Source organism: Streptomyces megasporus (assembly GCF_000718985.1).
GTDB lineage: Bacteria > Actinomycetota > Actinomycetes > Streptomycetales > Streptomycetaceae > Streptomyces > Streptomyces megasporus.
In genome coordinates this window covers 35,183-51,077 of record NZ_JODL01000012.1, presented here as the reverse complement: position 1 = coordinate 51,077, position 15,895 = coordinate 35,183, and the positions used below count along the sequence as shown (strand labels likewise).

Here is a 15,895-nt window from a genome sequence, read left to right as displayed (position 1 = left end):
GGGGGTGTCCTTCTCTCGACGGCACAGATCGCGTCGATCCGACCACCGAGCCGGCCGGCAAAGAAGTGAAATCTTCACCGAATCCACGTACAACTTCCCAGGGGCTCCACGGATGACCGGCATCCGGCGACGCCCCGACACTGGGAGGATCGGATGTCCAACGGCGAGCGGGACCGCCCCCGGATACCGCAGGGCTCGCGGATCGCCTTCGGGACCGTCGCCGTGGTGGTCGCCGGATCGCTCACGCTGCTCGCGCTGGACGTGCTCAGCCAGCCGTTGAGCCGCCGCGCGGTGATCACGGGGCTCCTGCTGCTGATCGTGCTGCCGGCCGTACTGCTCGGCCAGTACGCCCCACCCCCGTACCGCCTCCCCTACCGGTGGCGCTGGTGGCTGTTGGGGACGCAGGCGTTGTTGACCTACCTGCCGCTCGTGCTCTTCCGGGCCCCCTGGCTCAGCCTGCTGGGCTTCCTGGCCGGGGCCGTCCTGCTCACCATTCCGCCACCCACCTCACTGGTGCTCGCGGCCGGGGTCGCCGCCAGCGGCCCCCTGCTGGCCGTGACGCTCGTCGACACGCACCGCGGCGCGCTGAACGTGCTGGTGTCGGGCGCGGTCACCGCCGGCAGCGTCTACGGCGTCGCGCACCTGGCACTGCTCGTCTCCCGGTCGCAGGCGGCCCAGGCACAAGCCGCCCGGCTCGCCGAGCAGCGCGAACGCGACCGGATCGCACACGACCTGCACGACCTGCTGGGTTCCTCGCTGGTGTCGATCGCCGTCCGGTGCGAGTCCGCGCTGCGCCGGGCGGGCACGCCCGGCCCGGTTCCCGCCACGGAGGAGGCCGCCCAACGCGCGCTGGCCGAGGTCGCGGCGATGGCCCGCCGTACGCACGCCGAGGTGCGGGCGGTCGCGCACGGGCACCTGTCGCTGTCCCTGCACGCCGAACTCGCCCACGCCCAGTTGCTGCTCACGCACGCCGGCATCGCCACCCGCACGGCCATCCCCCCGCACAGCCGGCTGTCGCATCCCGTCGACGGCTGCCTGGGCGCTGTGCTGCGGGAGGCGACCGGCAACCTCCTGCGGCACAGCCGGGCCGCGAACTGCGCGATCACCGTGGCCGAGGACCACGGGAAGGTGGTCCTCACGGTCGTCAACGACGGTGCCCCGCAGCACCGGCCGCGCCACGGCGCGGGGTTGACCGGCCTGGCGGCCCGGGTGGCCGCTCTGGGCGGTCGGCTGACCGTCTCCGCCAAAAGCGGCTCCTTCCGGCTGGTGGCGGAGGTGCCGTCAGATCCAGCCGTTGCGCTCGGCGATGCGGACGGCGTCCACGAGGGTGCGGGCGTGGAGCTTGCCGACCGCGGTGGAGAGGCGGTTGCGCACCGTCCCCACGCTGAGGAACAGGTCGGCGGCGATCTCCCTGGCCCCCGCCCCGGCCGCGGACAGCCGCAGTACCTCGGCCTCGCGGGCGGTCAGTGGGTTCCGGCACAGCGCCGCGCTCTGCTCGGCCAGCCGAGGGTCGACGGCCCGTCCCCCGGCCGCGACGGTGCGGATGGCCGAGGCCAGTTCCCCGGGGGTGGCGGTCTTGAGCAGGTAGCCGGCCGCTCCCGCGTCCAGGGCCCGGCGCAGCAGCCCGGGGCGGTCCAGCGCGGTCAACATCAAGGTCCGACACGCGGGGAGCCGGTCGCGTAACCGTCCGGCCACCTCGATGCCGTCCAGGCCCGGCATGTCGATGTCGAGGACCGCGACGTCGGGGCCGCACCGCCGGGCCGTCTCCAACACGGAGGCGCCGTCCGCCGACTGCCCGACCACCTCGATCCCCAACTGCCCTCTCAGGACCTCGACCAGCCCCGCCCTGACCACGTGCATGTCCTCGGCGACCAGCACTTTGACCATGTGTGCAGTATGCCCGGCAGGCCGGACACGGCACGGTCCCGGCACGGTGGGTCGGAGCGGGCCGCTCGGTGTCGGGCGGCTCGGTCCTCGGTGCGAGCCGCCCCGGGCGACCGCGGTGGCCGGATGTCGTCGCTCCCGTCCCGCCTCCGCTCCCTGGCGTGATCGACTGGGACGCGGCATCCGCGTCCGCCCCGACCGGACGTCGTGGAGCTTCCTTCGACCGATCACCGGCACACGACCCTTCGACACCGTGAGGACCGTGAATGTTCGAACTCGTCGAGCCCATCAAGACCGAGCGCCTCGTCCTCCGTCCCTTCACCCCGCGGGACGAGGAGGACATGCTGGAGTTCGAGTCGCGGGAGGACGTGGCCCGCTACCTCTTCAACGAGCCCCGCACCCGTGAGGACAACGCCAGGGAACTCGCGGTCCGCGTGAACCGGACGGCGCTGCGCAAGGAGAAGGACACCCTGATGGTCGCCGTCGAACTCGACGGCAAGGTCATCGGCTACGTCCTGCTCGTCTGGCTGAGCGAGGAGCACCGGCAGGGCGAGTTCGGGTACGTGTTCCACCCCGATTACCACGGCCGGGGGTACGCCTCCGAGGCCGCCGTGGAGATGCTGCGCATCGGCTTCGAGAAGATGAACCTCCACCGCGTCATCGGCCGCTGCGACCCGCGCAACACCGGCTCCGCCAGGCTCATGGAGCGGCTGGGCATGCGCAAGGAGGCCCATTTCGTGGAGTCGGAGATCTTCAAGGGCGAGTGGGGCGGCGAGCTGCACTACGCGATGCTGGAATCGGAGTGGCGCGCGTCCCACGGCGCTCGGTGATCCCGCCTTCGTCCCCGCTCCCGCCGGGGCCTGCCCTTCCTGGTGCGGCGGCGTACCGCGGGGAGTCGGCGGCCACCGCGCCCTGGCCGTGGCCCCGGAACGAGGGGAAGGTGCGTGCCCCCGGACGGGGACACGCACCTTCCCGGTTGTCGTTCCGCGATCAGGGCCGCGCGTCCGCCGGGACGTACGCCCTCAGCTCCGCCGCCAACTCCTCGTGGACACGGGCCGAGAGCACCGTGCCGGCCTCGGTGTGCTCCTCGGAGAGCACCTCGCCCTCGGAGTGGACTCGGGAGACCAGGTCACCGCGGGTGTAGGGCACCAGAGCCGTCAGCTCCACGCCCGGATGCGGCAGCTCCCGGTCGATCAGCTCCAGCAGTTCGTCGATGCCCTGACCGGTGCGGGCCGAGATCGCGACGGCGTTCCGGTCGGCGCGCAGCAGCCGCTGGAGGACCAGCGGGTCGGCCACGTCCGCCTTGTTGACCACCACGATCTCGGGTACGTCCGCCGCGCCGACCTCCCGGATCACCTCGCGCACGGCGACCAACTGCTCCTCCGGCGCCGGGTGCGCGCCGTCGACCACGTGGAGGATCAGATCGGCTTCGCCGACCTCCTCCATCGTGGAGCGGAACGCCTCGACGAGGTGGTGCGGAAGGTGCCGCACGAAGCCGACGGTGTCGGCCAGGGTGTACACCCGCCCGCTGGGCGTCTCGGCACGGCGCACGGTCGGGTCGAGAGTGGCGAACAGCGCGTTCTCCACCAGGACGCCCGCGCCCGTGAGCCGGTTGAGCAGGGAGGACTTGCCGGCGTTGGTGTATCCGGCGATGGCGACCGACGGCACCTTGTTGCGGCGCCGCTTCTGCCGCTTGACCTCGCGCCCGGTCTTCATCTCCGCGATCTCCCGGCGCATCTTCGCCATCTTCTCGCGGATCCGTCGCCGGTCCGTCTCGATCTTGGTCTCACCGGGACCGCGGGTGGCCATGCCGCCGCCCGCGGAGCCGGAGCCACCGCCACCCATCTGCCGGGACAGCGACTGACCCCAACCGCGCAGCCTGGGCAGCATGTACTGCATCTGCGCGAGCGAGACCTGCGCCTTGCCCTCTCGGGACTTGGCGTGCTGGGCGAAGATGTCGAGGATCAGGGCGGTGCGGTCCACCACCTTGACCTTGACGACGTCCTCCAGGTGGATGAGCTGGGCGGGGCTGAGCTCACCGTCGCACACGACGGTGTCGGCCGCCGTCTCCACCACGATGTCGCGCAGCTCCTGGGCCTTGCCGGAGCCGATGTAGGTGGCCGGGTCGGGCTTGTCGCGGCGCTGGATCACGCCGTCGAGGACGACCGCACCCGCCGTCTCGGCGAGGGCCGCGAGTTCCGCGAGGGAGTTCTCGGCCTCCTGCACCGTGCCGGAGGTCCACACGCCCACGAGCACCACGCGCTCCAGGCGGAGCTGCCGGTACTCGACCTCGGTGACGTCTTCGAGTTCGGTGGACAGGCCCGCGACCCTGCGGAGGGAGGCGCGGTCGTGACGGTCGTACTGGTCGCCGTCGCGCTCACCGTCGATCTCGGGGACCCAGGCGACGTCCTCTTCCATCAGGGCGTCGGCTCGGCGGTACGACTCGGCGGTGCGCTGGCCGTTCTGCGGAAGGGAGGAAGAGGGGGTCATTGTGTCCTTACGTCGTTGAAGTGGGTCTGTCGGGACAACGCCTGTGACGTCCGGAACATTCCCCGGGGGTCGAGGGTGGAACCCGATCCGGCGGCGGCCCGACCGTGACGATGGTGGCACGACGCGGCCCCGCCGTCACCTGCTTTGTACGGCCATCCGTCCAGTGGGGCGACTACGAGGCGCCCAGGTCGCGGGTGGCGCGGACGACGTCGTAGACGCCGGGCACGTCCCGCATGGCGCGCATCAGCCGGGGCAGGTCTCCGGCGTCGGAGAGCCGGAGGGTGTACGTGTGCCGCACCCGGTGCTCCCGCGGCGGCTCGACCTCGGCGGAGATCACGGCGACGCCCTCCGCGGCGATGGCCTCCGTGAGGTCGGCGAGCAGGTGGGGGCGGCTCAGCGACTCGGCGTGGAGCGTCACCCGGCAGCCCGCGTCGGACGCCTGCCAGCGCACGGGGACGGTCTCGCGCCCGGCGGCGGCCATCCGGGCCACGGTGGGGCAGTTCTCCCGGTGGGCGGTCACCGCGCCACCGCGGACCGCGAAGCCGACCACGGCGTCGGGCGGCACGGGCGTGCAGCAGCGGGCCAGCCGTACGGGCGTGTCGGACGTCCCGGCCACGGCCGCTGACTTCTCGCGGGCGCGCGCCGCGCGGGCGGAGGAGAAGGTCTCGGGATCGGTCCCGGCGTCGGCTTCTCCGGCGGTCTCTTCGGCGATCCCTTCAGCGGTCAGGCCGTCGGGCTCCGGCTCCGTCCGGGATTCCGCCCGGTCGCCGTCCTCGGGACGGGAGTCGAGCCAGGCGCGGATGGCGATCCGCGCGGTGGGCGTGCGGGCGTGTTCCAACCACTGCGGGGAGGGGCCCGAGGTGCCCTCGGGGGCCATCAGCAGTTGCAGCGCGTCACCGTCGCGCAGCGCGGTGCCCAGCGGGGTCAGCCGTCCGTCCACCCGGGCGCCGACCAGGGCGTGCCCGGCCGCGCCGTAGCGGGCGTAGGCGGCGTCCACGCAGGTGGCGCCCGCGGGCAGGTGGAGGGTGGCGACGTGGCCGGTGGTGCTTCCGGGGTCGGTGCAGAAGACGGTGATCTCGCGGTCCTGGGCGAGGTCGTCGCGGAGCTCGGCCCAGAAGGTGTCCGGGTCGGGGGCGTGGCTCTGCCACTCCAGCAACCGCTCCAGCCAGCCGGGACGGGTGGGGTCGGTGCGCTCGCCGTCCGCGCCGGCCGTCTCGCCCTGGGAGGCGCCGGAGGTCCGGTGCGGGTCCCCGAGGGCGATCACCCCGGCCTCGGCGACCCGGTGCATGCGGTGGGTGCGGACCAGGACCTCCGCCACCCGTCCCCGGGTGTCGGCGAAGGCGGTGTGCAGCGATTGGTACAGGTTGAACTTGGGGACCGCGATGAAGTCCTTGAACTCCGACATCACCGGGGTGAAGCAGGTGTGCAGCTCGCCCAGGACCGCGTAGCAGTCGGCGTTCTCCCCGACCAGGATCAGCAGCCGTCCGAAGTCGCAGGGCCCCAACTCGCCGCGTTTGGTCCGGGCCCGGTGGACGGAGAGGAAGTGCCGCGGCCGGATGAGGACCTCGGCCGCGATGCCGGCCTCGCGCAGCACCGTCCGTACGGACTCGGCGATCTCGGCGAGCGGGTCGGGGCCGGCGTTGTGCTCGCGGATCAACTCCCGGGTGCGGGCGTACTCCTCGGGGTGGAGGACGGCGAAGACCAGGTCCTCCAGTTCCGTCTTGAGCGCCTGCACCCCGAGTCGCTCGGCCAGTGGGATCAGCACGTCGCGGGTGACACGGGCGATCCGCGCCTGTTTCTCGGGCCGCATCACGCCGAGGGTGCGCATGTTGTGCAGCCGGTCGGCGAGCTTGATGGACATCACGCGGACGTCGTTGCCGGTGGCCACGAGCATCTTGCGGAAGGTCTCCGGCTCGGCGGCGGCGCCGTAGTCCACCTTCTCCAGTTTGGTGACGCCGTCGACGAGGTAGCTCACCTCCTCGCCGAACTCGGCCCGTACCTGGTCGAGGGTGACGTCGGTGTCCTCGACGGTGTCGTGGAGCAGCGAGGCGGCCAGCGTGGTGGTCTCGGCGCCGAGCTCGGCCAGGATCAGGGTGACGGCGAGCGGGTGCGTGATGTACGGCTCGCCGCTCTTGCGCGTCTGACCGCGGTGCGAGGACTCCGCCAGGACGTACGCGCGGCGCAGGGTGTCGAGGTCGGCGCCGGGGTGGTGAGCGCGGTGGGCCTTGGCGACGTGCTCGATGGCGTCGGGGAGGGCGTGGCGGGGCGATGGCCCCAGGAGGGCCGCACGACCGAGCTTGCGAAGGCTCCGTACTGCGCTCAAGGCGCCTCCCACTGCGTCGGGGTGCCTGATCCTATCGAGCCTGCCATGCACCATGTGCCGCCTCCCGTCCACAGTGGCCGGGATCACCCGTTCGAGCGGTCGTTCTCCCGAGGGGCGGCTTCCCGGGAGGCCGTGAACCATTCGGGGTCGACGGTCCCCTCGGCCACGATCACCGCCGGTCCGGTCATCTCGACGCCGCCGTCCGCGCGTTCGGTGATCACCAACCGTCCGCCGGGGACGTCGACGGTGTATGTGGCGGGAACGCCGTCGGCGGACGGATCGACGCCGTCCCGGCGGGCGGCGGCGACCATCACGGCGCAGGCTCCCGTGCCGCAGGAGCGGGTCTCGCCGGAGCCCCGCTCGTGCACCCGCAGGGCCACGTGGCGCGGCCCCCGGTCGACGACGAACTCGACGTTGACGCCCTCGGGGTACGCGCCGGCCGGCGCGACGGCGGGAGCGGTGAGCAGGTCGCCCGCGTGGTCGAGGTCGTCGACGAAGGCGACGGCGTGCGGGTTGCCCATGTTGACGTTGCGGGCGGGCCAGTCGCGCTCGCCGACGGTGACGGTGACGGACGGTTCGGGCCCGTCGGGCAGTCGGGCGGCGCCCATGTGGACGGTGATGTCGCCGTCCTTGGCCACGTGCACCCGGCGCACTCCCGCCCGGGTGGCGACGGCGAGGTCGCCGGCGTCGGCCAGGCCGGCCCGCCGGAGGTACCGCGCGAAGACCCGCACGCCGTTGCCGCACATCTCGGCGACGCTGCCGTCGGCGTTGCGGTAGTCCATGAACCACTCGGCCTCGTCGGCCATCGCCCGGGCCTCGGGATGGGCGGCCGAGCGGACCACGCGCAGCAGGCCGTCCCCGCCGATCCCGGCGCGCCGGTCGCACAGCCGGGCCACGACGGCCGGGGACAGCTCCAGCGTCCCGTCCGGGTCGGGGATGATCACGAAGTCGTTCTCGGTGCCGTGTCCCTTGAGGAACCGCACGGGCGCTGCGCTGTTCACGGTGCCATCGTACGGGTGCCCACGGAGCCGCGAGTCCCTAGCGGAGTCGGGCGACGCGCCAGACGGCCAGCGCGACGAGCGCGACGGCGACCGCGGTGTACAAGGCGATCAGACGCCAGTCGGGGCGTTCGCCCGAGCCGCGCGGCGGCAGTCCCGGCCAGCCCAGACCGGCACGGCGGGCGGCCATCATGCCCCAGCCGGCGGCACAGCAACTGAGCAGCAGGCCGAGCATGGCGACCACCGCTCCCCCGTCGCCGAGCCCGAAGGCGAGGGGGAAGGCGAACATCAGCGAACCGGCCGCGGCCAGCCCCACGACCGGGGCGATCTGCCACAGGCGCAGCCGCCGGGGCGGGCGGAGCTCGCCGTAGGACTCGTCGCCCTCCACGGCGGCGTCCTCCAAGGGCCCCACGTCCTCCAGGCCGTCCAGCCCCGAGGGGCCGTCGTCGTCCGGACCGTCGGCCCGGAGCGGTCCGACGACCGGTTCGTCGCCGTCACGAGGGCCGGCCTCCATCGCCACGTGCCCTCCCAACTCCCGGCTGTGCGGCTCACTCGAAGCCGATGATGGCACGCTCCGGCACCCGTCCACGGCCGACGGGGCGTCCCGATGCCATGACGTGATCAGGCTGTGACCGGTCGTTCGAGGAGTGCCAGGGCACGCTCGGCGAGGTCCTCCCGGCGGTCGGCGGACCCGTCGAGCCAGTGCACCCGCCGGTCGCGCCGGAACCACGAGTCCTGGCGCCGTGCGAAGCGCTTGGTGGCCCGCACGGTCTCGGCGCGCGCCTCCTCCTCGGTGCACTCCCCGGCCAGCGCGGCCAGTACCTGTTGGTAACCCAGGGCGCGCGAGGCGGTGCGCCCCTCGCGCAGTCCGACGCGCTCCAGCGCGCGCACCTCCTCGACGAGACCGGCCTCCCACATCCGGTCCACCCGGCGGGCGATCCGCTCGTCCAGTTCGGGGCGCGCGACGTCCACCCCGATCTGGAGGGTGTCGTAGACGGACTCGGGGCCGGGCAGGTTGGCGGTGAAGGGACGTCCGGTGATCTCCACGACCTCCAGGGCGCGGACGATCCGGCGACCGTTGCTCGGCAGGATCGCCCGGGCGGCCTCCGGATCGACGGCGGCGAGCCGGGCGTGCAGCGGCCCGGAGCCGCGCTCGGCCAGCTCGGCCTCCAGGCGGGCGCGGACGGTCGGATCGGTGCCCGGGAACTCCAGGGCGTCGACGGCGCCGCGCACGTACAGGCCGGAACCGCCCACCAGCACGGGCGTGCGCCCCAGGGCCAGCAGGCGGTCGATCTCGGCGCGGGCCAACCGCTGGTACTCGGCGACGCTGGCGGCGACCGTGACGTCCCAGATGTCCAGGAGGTGGTGCGGGACGCCCCGGCGTTCCTCCGGTGTCAGCTTGGCGGTGCCGATGTCCATGCCGCGGTAGAGCTGCATGGAGTCGGCGTTGATCACCTCGCCGTCCAGGTGTCGGGCGAGGGCGACGCCCAGGTCGGACTTTCCGGCCGCGGTCGGGCCGACCACGGCGATCACGCGGGGGGTGGGGAGTGCGCTGCTCACGGGGCAAGTCTCCCAAACACCCGGTGGGGACTCCGAACGAGTGACGTGACATCACACGTCCGGAGTCGTTGCCCGATGCGAGGTTCCGTCCGTGGACTCACGGGCCGGTGGCCCCGAGTGCCACCCCGAGCCGCTCCGGAGGCGCGGAACTTCACTCGCACGAGTATCGTCTGGAGTAGATATGGGCGTTTTTGCCTGGTTCCGCCGTGGCTCGAAGCCGGCGAAGGAGGACACGCCCGCGGTCCTCGCCGACTCCCCCGCGCCCTCGCCGGAGGCGGAGGGGACCGCGGCGCCGCGGGAGTCCGACGGAGACGGTCCGGCCGGAGACGACCGGGAGGAGACGGTCCGGGCCGCGGCCGACGACGGAACCGACGGCGCCGACGGAACCTCGGAGGAGGGCACCGCGACGAACGTCGACATCCCCAGGCAGCAGGCCGCCGAGCGGACGACGGACGGCGTGGGCGTCTCCGACGGCCCGGCGGACGAGGACGCCCGTCGATGAGCCCGCCGGCGGACGTCGGCGGCAACCGCCACGGAGCCACGGAAACGGGGTGACCACCATGGGCTTCATGGACAAGGTCAAGGGCAAGATGGGCCGGCACGGCGACAAGGTCGACCGGACCGTCGAGCGGACCTCAGAGACCGCCGACGCCAAGACCGGCGGCCGGCACCGGCGGCACATCAGGATGGGCACCGGCAAGGTCCGGGAGCGTACGGGACGCATGTCGCGCGGGCGGCACGGCAAGGGCGGCGGCTCCGCCTCCTGACCGCCTTCCCACGAGAGGTTTTCCGTCACGGGCCGCGCCGTCTCGACGAGACGGCGCGGCCTCCTCACGCGCGACGCCCCCGCGGCGGTCTCGCAGCGCCCCCGCGGCGTCCTCGCGGCTCCTACGACCAGCACGCCACCAGGTACCCGACGCCGTACGGCGCCCGGTCGTACAGCAGCCGGCCCGCCAATCCCGCCCCCTCCGCGGCTCCGGCCAACACCTGCCAACCGGCCCGCCCGGACGCTCCCAGCCGGCGTGCCAGTCCCTCGTCCAGCGCCGACAGCGCCTCGGTGTCGGCGGCCTCCAGGGCCCGGGCCACGGCCGCGTCGAAAGGGGCGGCGCGCTCGTCGAGGTGACCGGGGGCCTTCTCCGTCCGGCAGTTGGTGCCGTCGCCCATCACGAGCAGGGCCACGCGCTCCGCCCCGCCGGCCAACTCCCGGCCGGTGGCCGCGCAGTGCTCCCTCGGCGACGACTCCTCCACGCCCAGTCCCTCGACGGGAGCGGAGTCCCAGCCCGTGCGCTCCAGCAGCCAGGCGCCCACCGCCAGGGACGGCGGCAGCGGACGGTCGGCGGGTTCGCCCCGGCCGAGGCGGACCTCCAGATCGACGCCGAAGGGTCGGAAGGACCCCACGGCCCCCTGCGGATGTCCGCCCCGACCGGACGGGTCGGCGGGGCCGACGACGTACAGCCGGTCGGGGCGCGCGGCGGCCAGCACGGCGACGGCGTCGTAGCAGGCGGCCCGCGCGTCGTCCATCTCGTGCGCGGCGCCTCCGGCGATCTCGGGCACCAACAGCGGCGGACAGGGGCATACGGCGGCGGCGACAAGCATGTCGCGCAGCCTACCTCCGCGCGACGGCCCCGCCCGCGGGTGCGGAACGGGGCCGTCGGCGCCGGTCGGAGCGGTTCAGCAGGTGCGGCAGCCGTCCGGGGCGGCAGGCAGCGGCTCGGGGACGCCCACGGTCGGCAGACCGAGCATCACGCCCTTGGGCTCGGGCGCGGCGGTGCGCCGCTCCCAGGCGTCGCCGGCGCGGGTGCGGCGCACCCCCAGCACCGGCCCCTCGGCCAGGAGGTGGTGCGGAGCGGCGTAGGAGACCTCGACCGTGGCCATGTCGCCGGGCCGGACCGGCTCCTCGGGGCGGGTGAAGTGCACCAGGCGGTTGTCGGGGGCGCGGCCGGACAGCCGTCGGGTGGCGCCGTCCTTGCGGCCCTCCCCCTCGGCGACCATGACCTCCAGCGTCCGTCCGACCTGCTTCTTGTTCTCCTCCCAGGAGATCTCCTCCTGGAGGGCCACCAGGCGCTCGTACCGCTCCTGTACGACCTCCTTGGGGACCTGCCCGTCCATCTCGGCGGCCGGGGTCCCCGGGCGCTTGGAGTACTGGAAGGTGAACGCCTGCGCGAAGCGCGCCTCGCGCACCACGTGCAGGGTCTGCTCGAAGTCCTCCTCGGTCTCGCCGGGGAAGCCCACGATGATGTCGGTGGAGATCGCCGCGTCCGGGATCGCGGCCCGGACCTTCTCGATGATCCCCAGGTAGCGCTCCTGCCGGTAGGAGCGGCGCATCGCCTTCAGCACGCGGTCGGAACCGGACTGCAGCGGCATGTGCAGTTGCGGCATCACGTTCTCCGTCTCGGCCATGGCGGCGATGACGTCGTCGGTGAAGTCGCGCGGGTGGGGCGAGGTGAAGCGGACCCGCTCCAGGCCCTCGACCTTGCCGCAGGCCCGCAGCAGCTTGGAGAACGCCTCGCGGTCGCCGATGTCGGACCCGTAGGCGTTGACGTTCTGCCCCAGCAGGGTCACCTCGGTGACGCCCTCGGCGACCAGCGCCTCGATCTCGGCGAGGATGTCGCCGGGGCGGCGGTCCTTCTCCTTGCCGCGCAGGGCCGGGACGATGCAGAAGGTGCAGGTGTTGTTGCAGCCGACGGAGATGGAGACCCAGGCGGCGTACGCGCTCTCGCGCCGCGTCGGCAGCGTGGAGGGGAACGTCTCCAGCGACTCGGCGATCTCGACCTGCGCCTCCTGCCGGACGCGGGCGCGCTCCAGCAGCACCGGCAGGCTGCCGATGTTGTGGGTGCCGAAGACCACGTCGACCCAGGGCGCCCGCCGGACGATGGTGTCGCGGTCCTTCTGCGCCAGGCAACCGCCGACCGCGATCTGCATGCCCGGGCGGTCCGCCTTCTTCGGCGCGAGTCGCCCGAGGTTGCCGTAGAGCCGGTTGTCGGCGTTCTCCCGCACCGCGCAGGTGTTGAAGACGACCACGTCGGCCACCTCGGCGTCCTGGGGCGCCCGGACATAGCCCGCGTCCTCCAGCAGGCCCGCCAGCCGCTCGGAGTCGTGGACGTTCATCTGGCACCCGTAGGTGCGCACCTGGTAAGTCTTCGCACTCATCTCAGACGACAGGGTACGTGCTCGCACCCGGCCCCCGCCCCTCCCTTCCGCACTCGGCCCCTGGCAGGATCGGGGCCGTGCTCTCCTCGTCGTCGCGCCGCCCCGAAATCCGGCGCCTGCTGACGGCCGTCGCGTGCGCGGTGGCCGTGCTGGCGCCGCTGCTGTGGTGGCTGTCGCCCGGCGGCGGTCCGACGCCCGGCGGGTCGGTGACCTTCGCGACGGGCGTGCGCGGCGGGGTGTACGAGCGCTACGGGGAGCTGCTGAAGGAACAGCTCCGCCGCGACCTCCCCGAGGTGGACGTGACCCTGGCGCCCAGCCAGGGCTCGGTGGAGAACATCGAGCGGCTGGTCTCCGGCGAGGCGTCGTTCACCATCGCCGCCGCCGACGCGGTGGCGGCCTATCTGGAGGAGGGCCGGCCGGGCGCCGACCGGCTGCGGGCCTGCGCGCGGCTGTACGACGACTACATCCAGCTCGTCGTCCCGGCCGGCTCCCCGGTGCGCGCCGCGGCGGACCTCAAGGGGCTGCGGGTCGGGCTGGGACAGCCGCGCTCCGGCGTCAACCTGATCGCCGGACGGCTGCTGCGGGCGGCGGGCCTGGACCCCGAGCGGGACGTCGTCCCGGTGCCGGAGGGCATCGACCGGATGCCGGACCTGCTGGCCCGCGGCGGGCTGGACGCCTTCTTCTGGTCCGGCGGGCTGCCGACCGGTGCGATCGAGGACCTCGCCGAGGAGTTCGACATCCGTCTGGTACCGCTCGGCGACCTGGTCCCGACGCTGCACGCCCAGGAGCCCGAGACACGTTCCTACCGGGCCGCGCTGATGCCCGCCGACGCCTATCCCGGCGTCCAGGACGGCAAGGCGATCGAGACGGTCGCGGTGGCCAACCTGCTGGTGACCGTGGACGGCGCGGACGACGCGCTGACCGAGGGGATCACCCGTTCGGTGATCAACAGTCGGGACCGCATCGGCCGCGAGGTGCACGCGGCCCAGAAGGTCGACCTGCGCACCGCCATCTACACCCACCCGCTCGACCTCCACCGGGGAGCCGAGCGCTACTACCGCTCGGCGAAGTCGTAGCGGCGGTTGCCCCACCGCCGTCTGCGACGCCCGGAGCCCGTCGTGAGGCGACCCGGTTCGAGGTGACCGGGCGGGTCCTCACCCCGCGTCCGGCGCGTTCCGCGGCAGGGCGATCGACACCCGCAGGCCGTGCGGCTCGTTGTGGGCATAGGAGATCGTCGCGTCGCCCGCGGCGAGCAGCGCCTGGGAGATGGACAGCCCGAGCCCGGAACCGGAGACGTTCTGGTGGCGGCTGCTGCGCCAGAAGCGGTCCCCGACCCGGGCCAGCTCGTCCTCGGTGAGGCCGGGGCCCCGGTCCGCGACCTCGATGACCACCCGGTCGCCCTCGGAGGCGACACGGACCGTGACCGACTCTCCCGCCGGCGTGAACTTCAGCGCGTTGTCCACGACCGCGTCCAGCGCGCTGGACAGGGCGACCGGATCGGCCCAGCCCGTCGCCGCCCCGTGCCCTTCCGCGCTCAGCGCCACCCCCTTGTCGTCGGCGACCGGCCGCCAGGCGGCGACGCGTTCGGCGGCGAGTTCGGCGATGTCGGTCAGCCGCAGGTCGGCCGGGGTGTGTTCGGCGAGCGCGAGGTCGAGGAGGTCGTCGAGCACCCGCGCCAGGCGTTTGCCCTCGGCCCGCACCGAGGCGATCTCCTCGTTGCCCTCGGGGAGTTCCAGGGCCAGCAGGTCGATGCGGAGCAGCAGCGCGGAGAGTGGGTTGCGCAACTGGTGGGAGGCGTCGGCGACGAAGGCGCGCTGTTGTTCCAGGGCGGTCTCGACGTGGTCGGCCATCTCGTTGAAGGACCGCGCCAGGCGCCGCAGCTCCGGCGGCCCGCTCGAGACCACCACCCTGGAGGCCATCCTTCCGGTGGCGATGTCGTGGGCGGCCTTGTCCAGGACGCGCACCGGTTCGAGTACCCAGCCGGTCAGCCGGAAGGCCAGGGCGACCGCGACGAACATGGCGGCCGCCTCCCCCGCGGCGAGCGGCAGCCAGCCCCGCAGGACACGCGAGCGCATCGGCCCGGTGGGCGAGTCGGTGAGGACGACGGCGACGACGTCCCCGTCGCGGACGACCGGCGAGGCGACCGCTATCCGTCGGTCGGTGTCCCACGGCCACACCTGGGCGGGGTCGTGGCTGCGCCGTCCGACCAGCGCCTCGGCGAAGGCCTCGGCGCCCTCTCCCTCTCCGGGGACCTGCCAGTGCGACGGGGCTGCGGCCATCGCGCTGCCGTCGCGGTAGAAGACGCCGGCGCGGATGCCGTACAGGTCGTGGTAGCGCTCCAGCTCGTCGTAGAGGGTGGCCAGCCGTTCGTCCCGCTGCCGGGCCTCGGCCGTGGTGGGACTGCCGGCCGGGGGGCGGGCGGTGACGTACTGGGCCAGGGAGGCGAAGCGGGCGGTGTCGTCGATGCGGTCCACGACCACGTTCTGCTGTTCGGCGGCGGCGATGCTCGCGGCGAGCGGGAAGCCCAGGGCGAGCAGCACGGCGGTCAACAGGACGATGAGGACGGCGAGCAGACGGGTGCGCACGGCGGTCGGTCCGCTCCGGGTCAGCCGACGGGGGCGACGAGCCGGTAGCCGACGCCGCGCACCGTCTCGATGAGGGACGGCAGGCGCAGCTTGGAGCGCAGCGAGGCGACGTGCACCTCGAGGGTGCGGCCCGCGCCCTCCCAACTGGTCTGCCAGACCTCGCTGATGATCTGCTCGCGACGGAAGACGACTCCGGGACGCTGGGCGAGCAGCGCGAGCAGGTCGAACTCCTTGCGGGTGAGGGAGACCGCTTCCCCGTTCACCGTCACCCGGCGGGTGGCGATCTCGATGGTCAGCGGTCCCAGGAGCAGTTCCCGCGCCCGACCGTGCCCGCGCTCGCCGTCGGGGGCGGGCGCGGTGGCGCCGGGGGCGCTGCGCCGGCTGACGGCGTGGATGCGGGCGAGGAGTTCGGCCGTGTCGTACGGCTTGACCACGTAGTCGTCGGCGCCGAGGTTGAGGCCGTGGACGCGGGAGCGCACGTCGGCCCGCGCCGTCACCATGATCACCGGGACGGTGGTCAGCCGGCGGATGCGTGCGCACACCTCGAAGCCGTCGGCGTCCGGCAGACCGAGGTCGAGCAGCACCACGCCGAAGGGCGGGGCCGTGCCGTCCGGCAGCAGACGGCGGAGGGCCTCCTGGCCGCTGCGGGCGTGCACCACGTCGAACCCGTGTCGGAGCAACACCGCGGACAGTGCCGCGGCGACACGGTCGTCGTCCTCGACGAGCAGCAGTCTCATGGGCCTCCTCCCCCGTACCCACCCCGTGCCGTCCCCGCGCGACGGGCATCCGCGCCGTCGCCGACGGCGCGCCACAGGGTCGTCATCAGCGCGGACGCCTACGTTATGCAGCCAATACGCCGTCCGCTGCCCTCTTCGCGGAATATGTCTGTTTGCGGCTGGATCGTT

The 15,895-nt window shown here is 73.4% G+C and carries 14 protein-coding genes and 1 pseudogene; 5 read left to right on the top strand and 10 right to left on the bottom strand.

The annotated features are described in order from the left end of the window. Positions 1 to 153: 153 nt before the first annotated feature. Positions 154 to 900: pseudogene (locus IF47_RS31490) on the top strand (histidine kinase); the annotation flags it as partial. Between the two features lie 381 nt (positions 901 to 1,281). On the opposite strand, the gene IF47_RS29365 reads toward IF47_RS31490, so the two are convergent. Next, a complete protein-coding gene (locus IF47_RS29365) occupies positions 1,282 to 1,860 on the bottom strand; it encodes a response regulator (protein WP_342667257.1) in 579 nt (192 codons plus the stop codon). Positions 1,861 to 2,150: 290 nt separating this feature from the next. Between IF47_RS29365 and IF47_RS0112320 the strand changes: the two genes are divergently transcribed. Continuing rightward, positions 2,151 to 2,714 carry a GNAT family N-acetyltransferase gene (locus IF47_RS0112320; RefSeq protein WP_031508760.1) on the top strand — a complete coding sequence of 188 codons (564 nt, stop codon included), beginning with the start codon at positions 2,151 to 2,153 and terminating at the stop codon, positions 2,712 to 2,714. 160 nt (positions 2,715 to 2,874) lie between these two features. Here the strand turns inward: IF47_RS0112320 and hflX are convergent, their stop codons facing one another. From hflX to miaA, 5 genes are all read right to left on the bottom strand, one after another. Next, positions 2,875 to 4,374, bottom strand: coding sequence for a GTPase HflX (gene hflX / locus IF47_RS0112315; RefSeq protein WP_031508759.1), 1,500 nt, complete (start codon positions 4,372 to 4,374; stop codon positions 2,875 to 2,877). Positions 4,375 to 4,546: 172 nt separating this feature from the next. Then, a complete protein-coding gene (locus IF47_RS0112310; protein ID WP_078591765.1) occupies positions 4,547 to 6,751 on the bottom strand; it encodes a RelA/SpoT family protein in 2,205 nt (734 codons plus the stop codon). Positions 6,752 to 6,780: 29 nt separating this feature from the next. Further along, positions 6,781 to 7,698 (bottom strand): diaminopimelate epimerase, encoded by a 918-nt coding sequence (gene dapF, locus IF47_RS0112305; protein WP_051717514.1) that lies wholly within the window; start codon positions 7,696 to 7,698, stop codon positions 6,781 to 6,783. A gap of 37 nt (positions 7,699 to 7,735) precedes the next feature. Continuing rightward, positions 7,736 to 8,209, bottom strand: coding sequence for a hypothetical protein (locus tag IF47_RS0112300; RefSeq protein WP_031508756.1), 474 nt, complete (start codon positions 8,207 to 8,209; stop codon positions 7,736 to 7,738). Between the two features lie 107 nt (positions 8,210 to 8,316). Continuing rightward, a complete protein-coding gene (gene miaA, locus IF47_RS0112295) occupies positions 8,317 to 9,255 on the bottom strand; it encodes a tRNA (adenosine(37)-N6)-dimethylallyltransferase MiaA (protein WP_031508755.1) in 939 nt (312 codons plus the stop codon). Positions 9,256 to 9,436: 181 nt separating this feature from the next. Here miaA and IF47_RS0112290 point away from each other — a divergent pair, with 181 nt between their 5' ends. Both IF47_RS0112290 and IF47_RS0112285 read left to right on the top strand, forming a co-directional pair. Then, positions 9,437 to 9,757, top strand: a complete 321-nt coding sequence (locus tag IF47_RS0112290; protein ID WP_031508754.1) for a hypothetical protein — start codon at positions 9,437 to 9,439, stop codon at positions 9,755 to 9,757. A gap of 58 nt (positions 9,758 to 9,815) precedes the next feature. Further along, a complete protein-coding gene (locus tag IF47_RS0112285; RefSeq protein WP_031508753.1) occupies positions 9,816 to 10,022 on the top strand; it encodes an antitoxin in 207 nt (68 codons plus the stop codon). 121 nt (positions 10,023 to 10,143) lie between these two features. Here the strand turns inward: IF47_RS0112285 and IF47_RS0112280 are convergent, their stop codons facing one another. Together IF47_RS0112280 and miaB are read right to left on the bottom strand one after the other, a co-directional pair. After that, positions 10,144 to 10,851 (bottom strand): class III extradiol dioxygenase subunit B-like domain-containing protein, encoded by a 708-nt coding sequence (locus tag IF47_RS0112280; protein ID WP_031508752.1) that lies wholly within the window; start codon positions 10,849 to 10,851, stop codon positions 10,144 to 10,146. A 75-nt stretch (positions 10,852 to 10,926) separates the two neighbouring features. Then, a complete protein-coding gene (gene miaB, locus IF47_RS0112275; protein WP_031508751.1) occupies positions 10,927 to 12,405 on the bottom strand; it encodes a tRNA (N6-isopentenyl adenosine(37)-C2)-methylthiotransferase MiaB in 1,479 nt (492 codons plus the stop codon). Between the two features lie 77 nt (positions 12,406 to 12,482). Between miaB and IF47_RS0112270 the strand changes: the two genes are divergently transcribed. Then, entirely contained in the window at positions 12,483 to 13,481 is a 999-nt protein-coding gene (locus IF47_RS0112270; protein ID WP_211257199.1) for a TAXI family TRAP transporter solute-binding subunit, read from the top strand. A gap of 78 nt (positions 13,482 to 13,559) precedes the next feature. On the opposite strand, the gene IF47_RS0112265 is transcribed toward IF47_RS0112270, so the two are convergent. Both IF47_RS0112265 and IF47_RS0112260 read right to left on the bottom strand, forming a co-directional pair. After that, positions 13,560 to 14,990, bottom strand: a complete 1,431-nt coding sequence (locus IF47_RS0112265; protein WP_031508749.1) for a sensor histidine kinase — start codon at positions 14,988 to 14,990, stop codon at positions 13,560 to 13,562. A gap of 20 nt (positions 14,991 to 15,010) precedes the next feature. Beyond that, positions 15,011 to 15,727: a response regulator transcription factor gene (locus tag IF47_RS0112260; protein WP_031508748.1), complete on the bottom strand. Its 717-nt coding sequence runs from the start codon at positions 15,725 to 15,727 to the stop codon at positions 15,011 to 15,013. Positions 15,728 to 15,895: the final 168 nt, after the last annotated feature.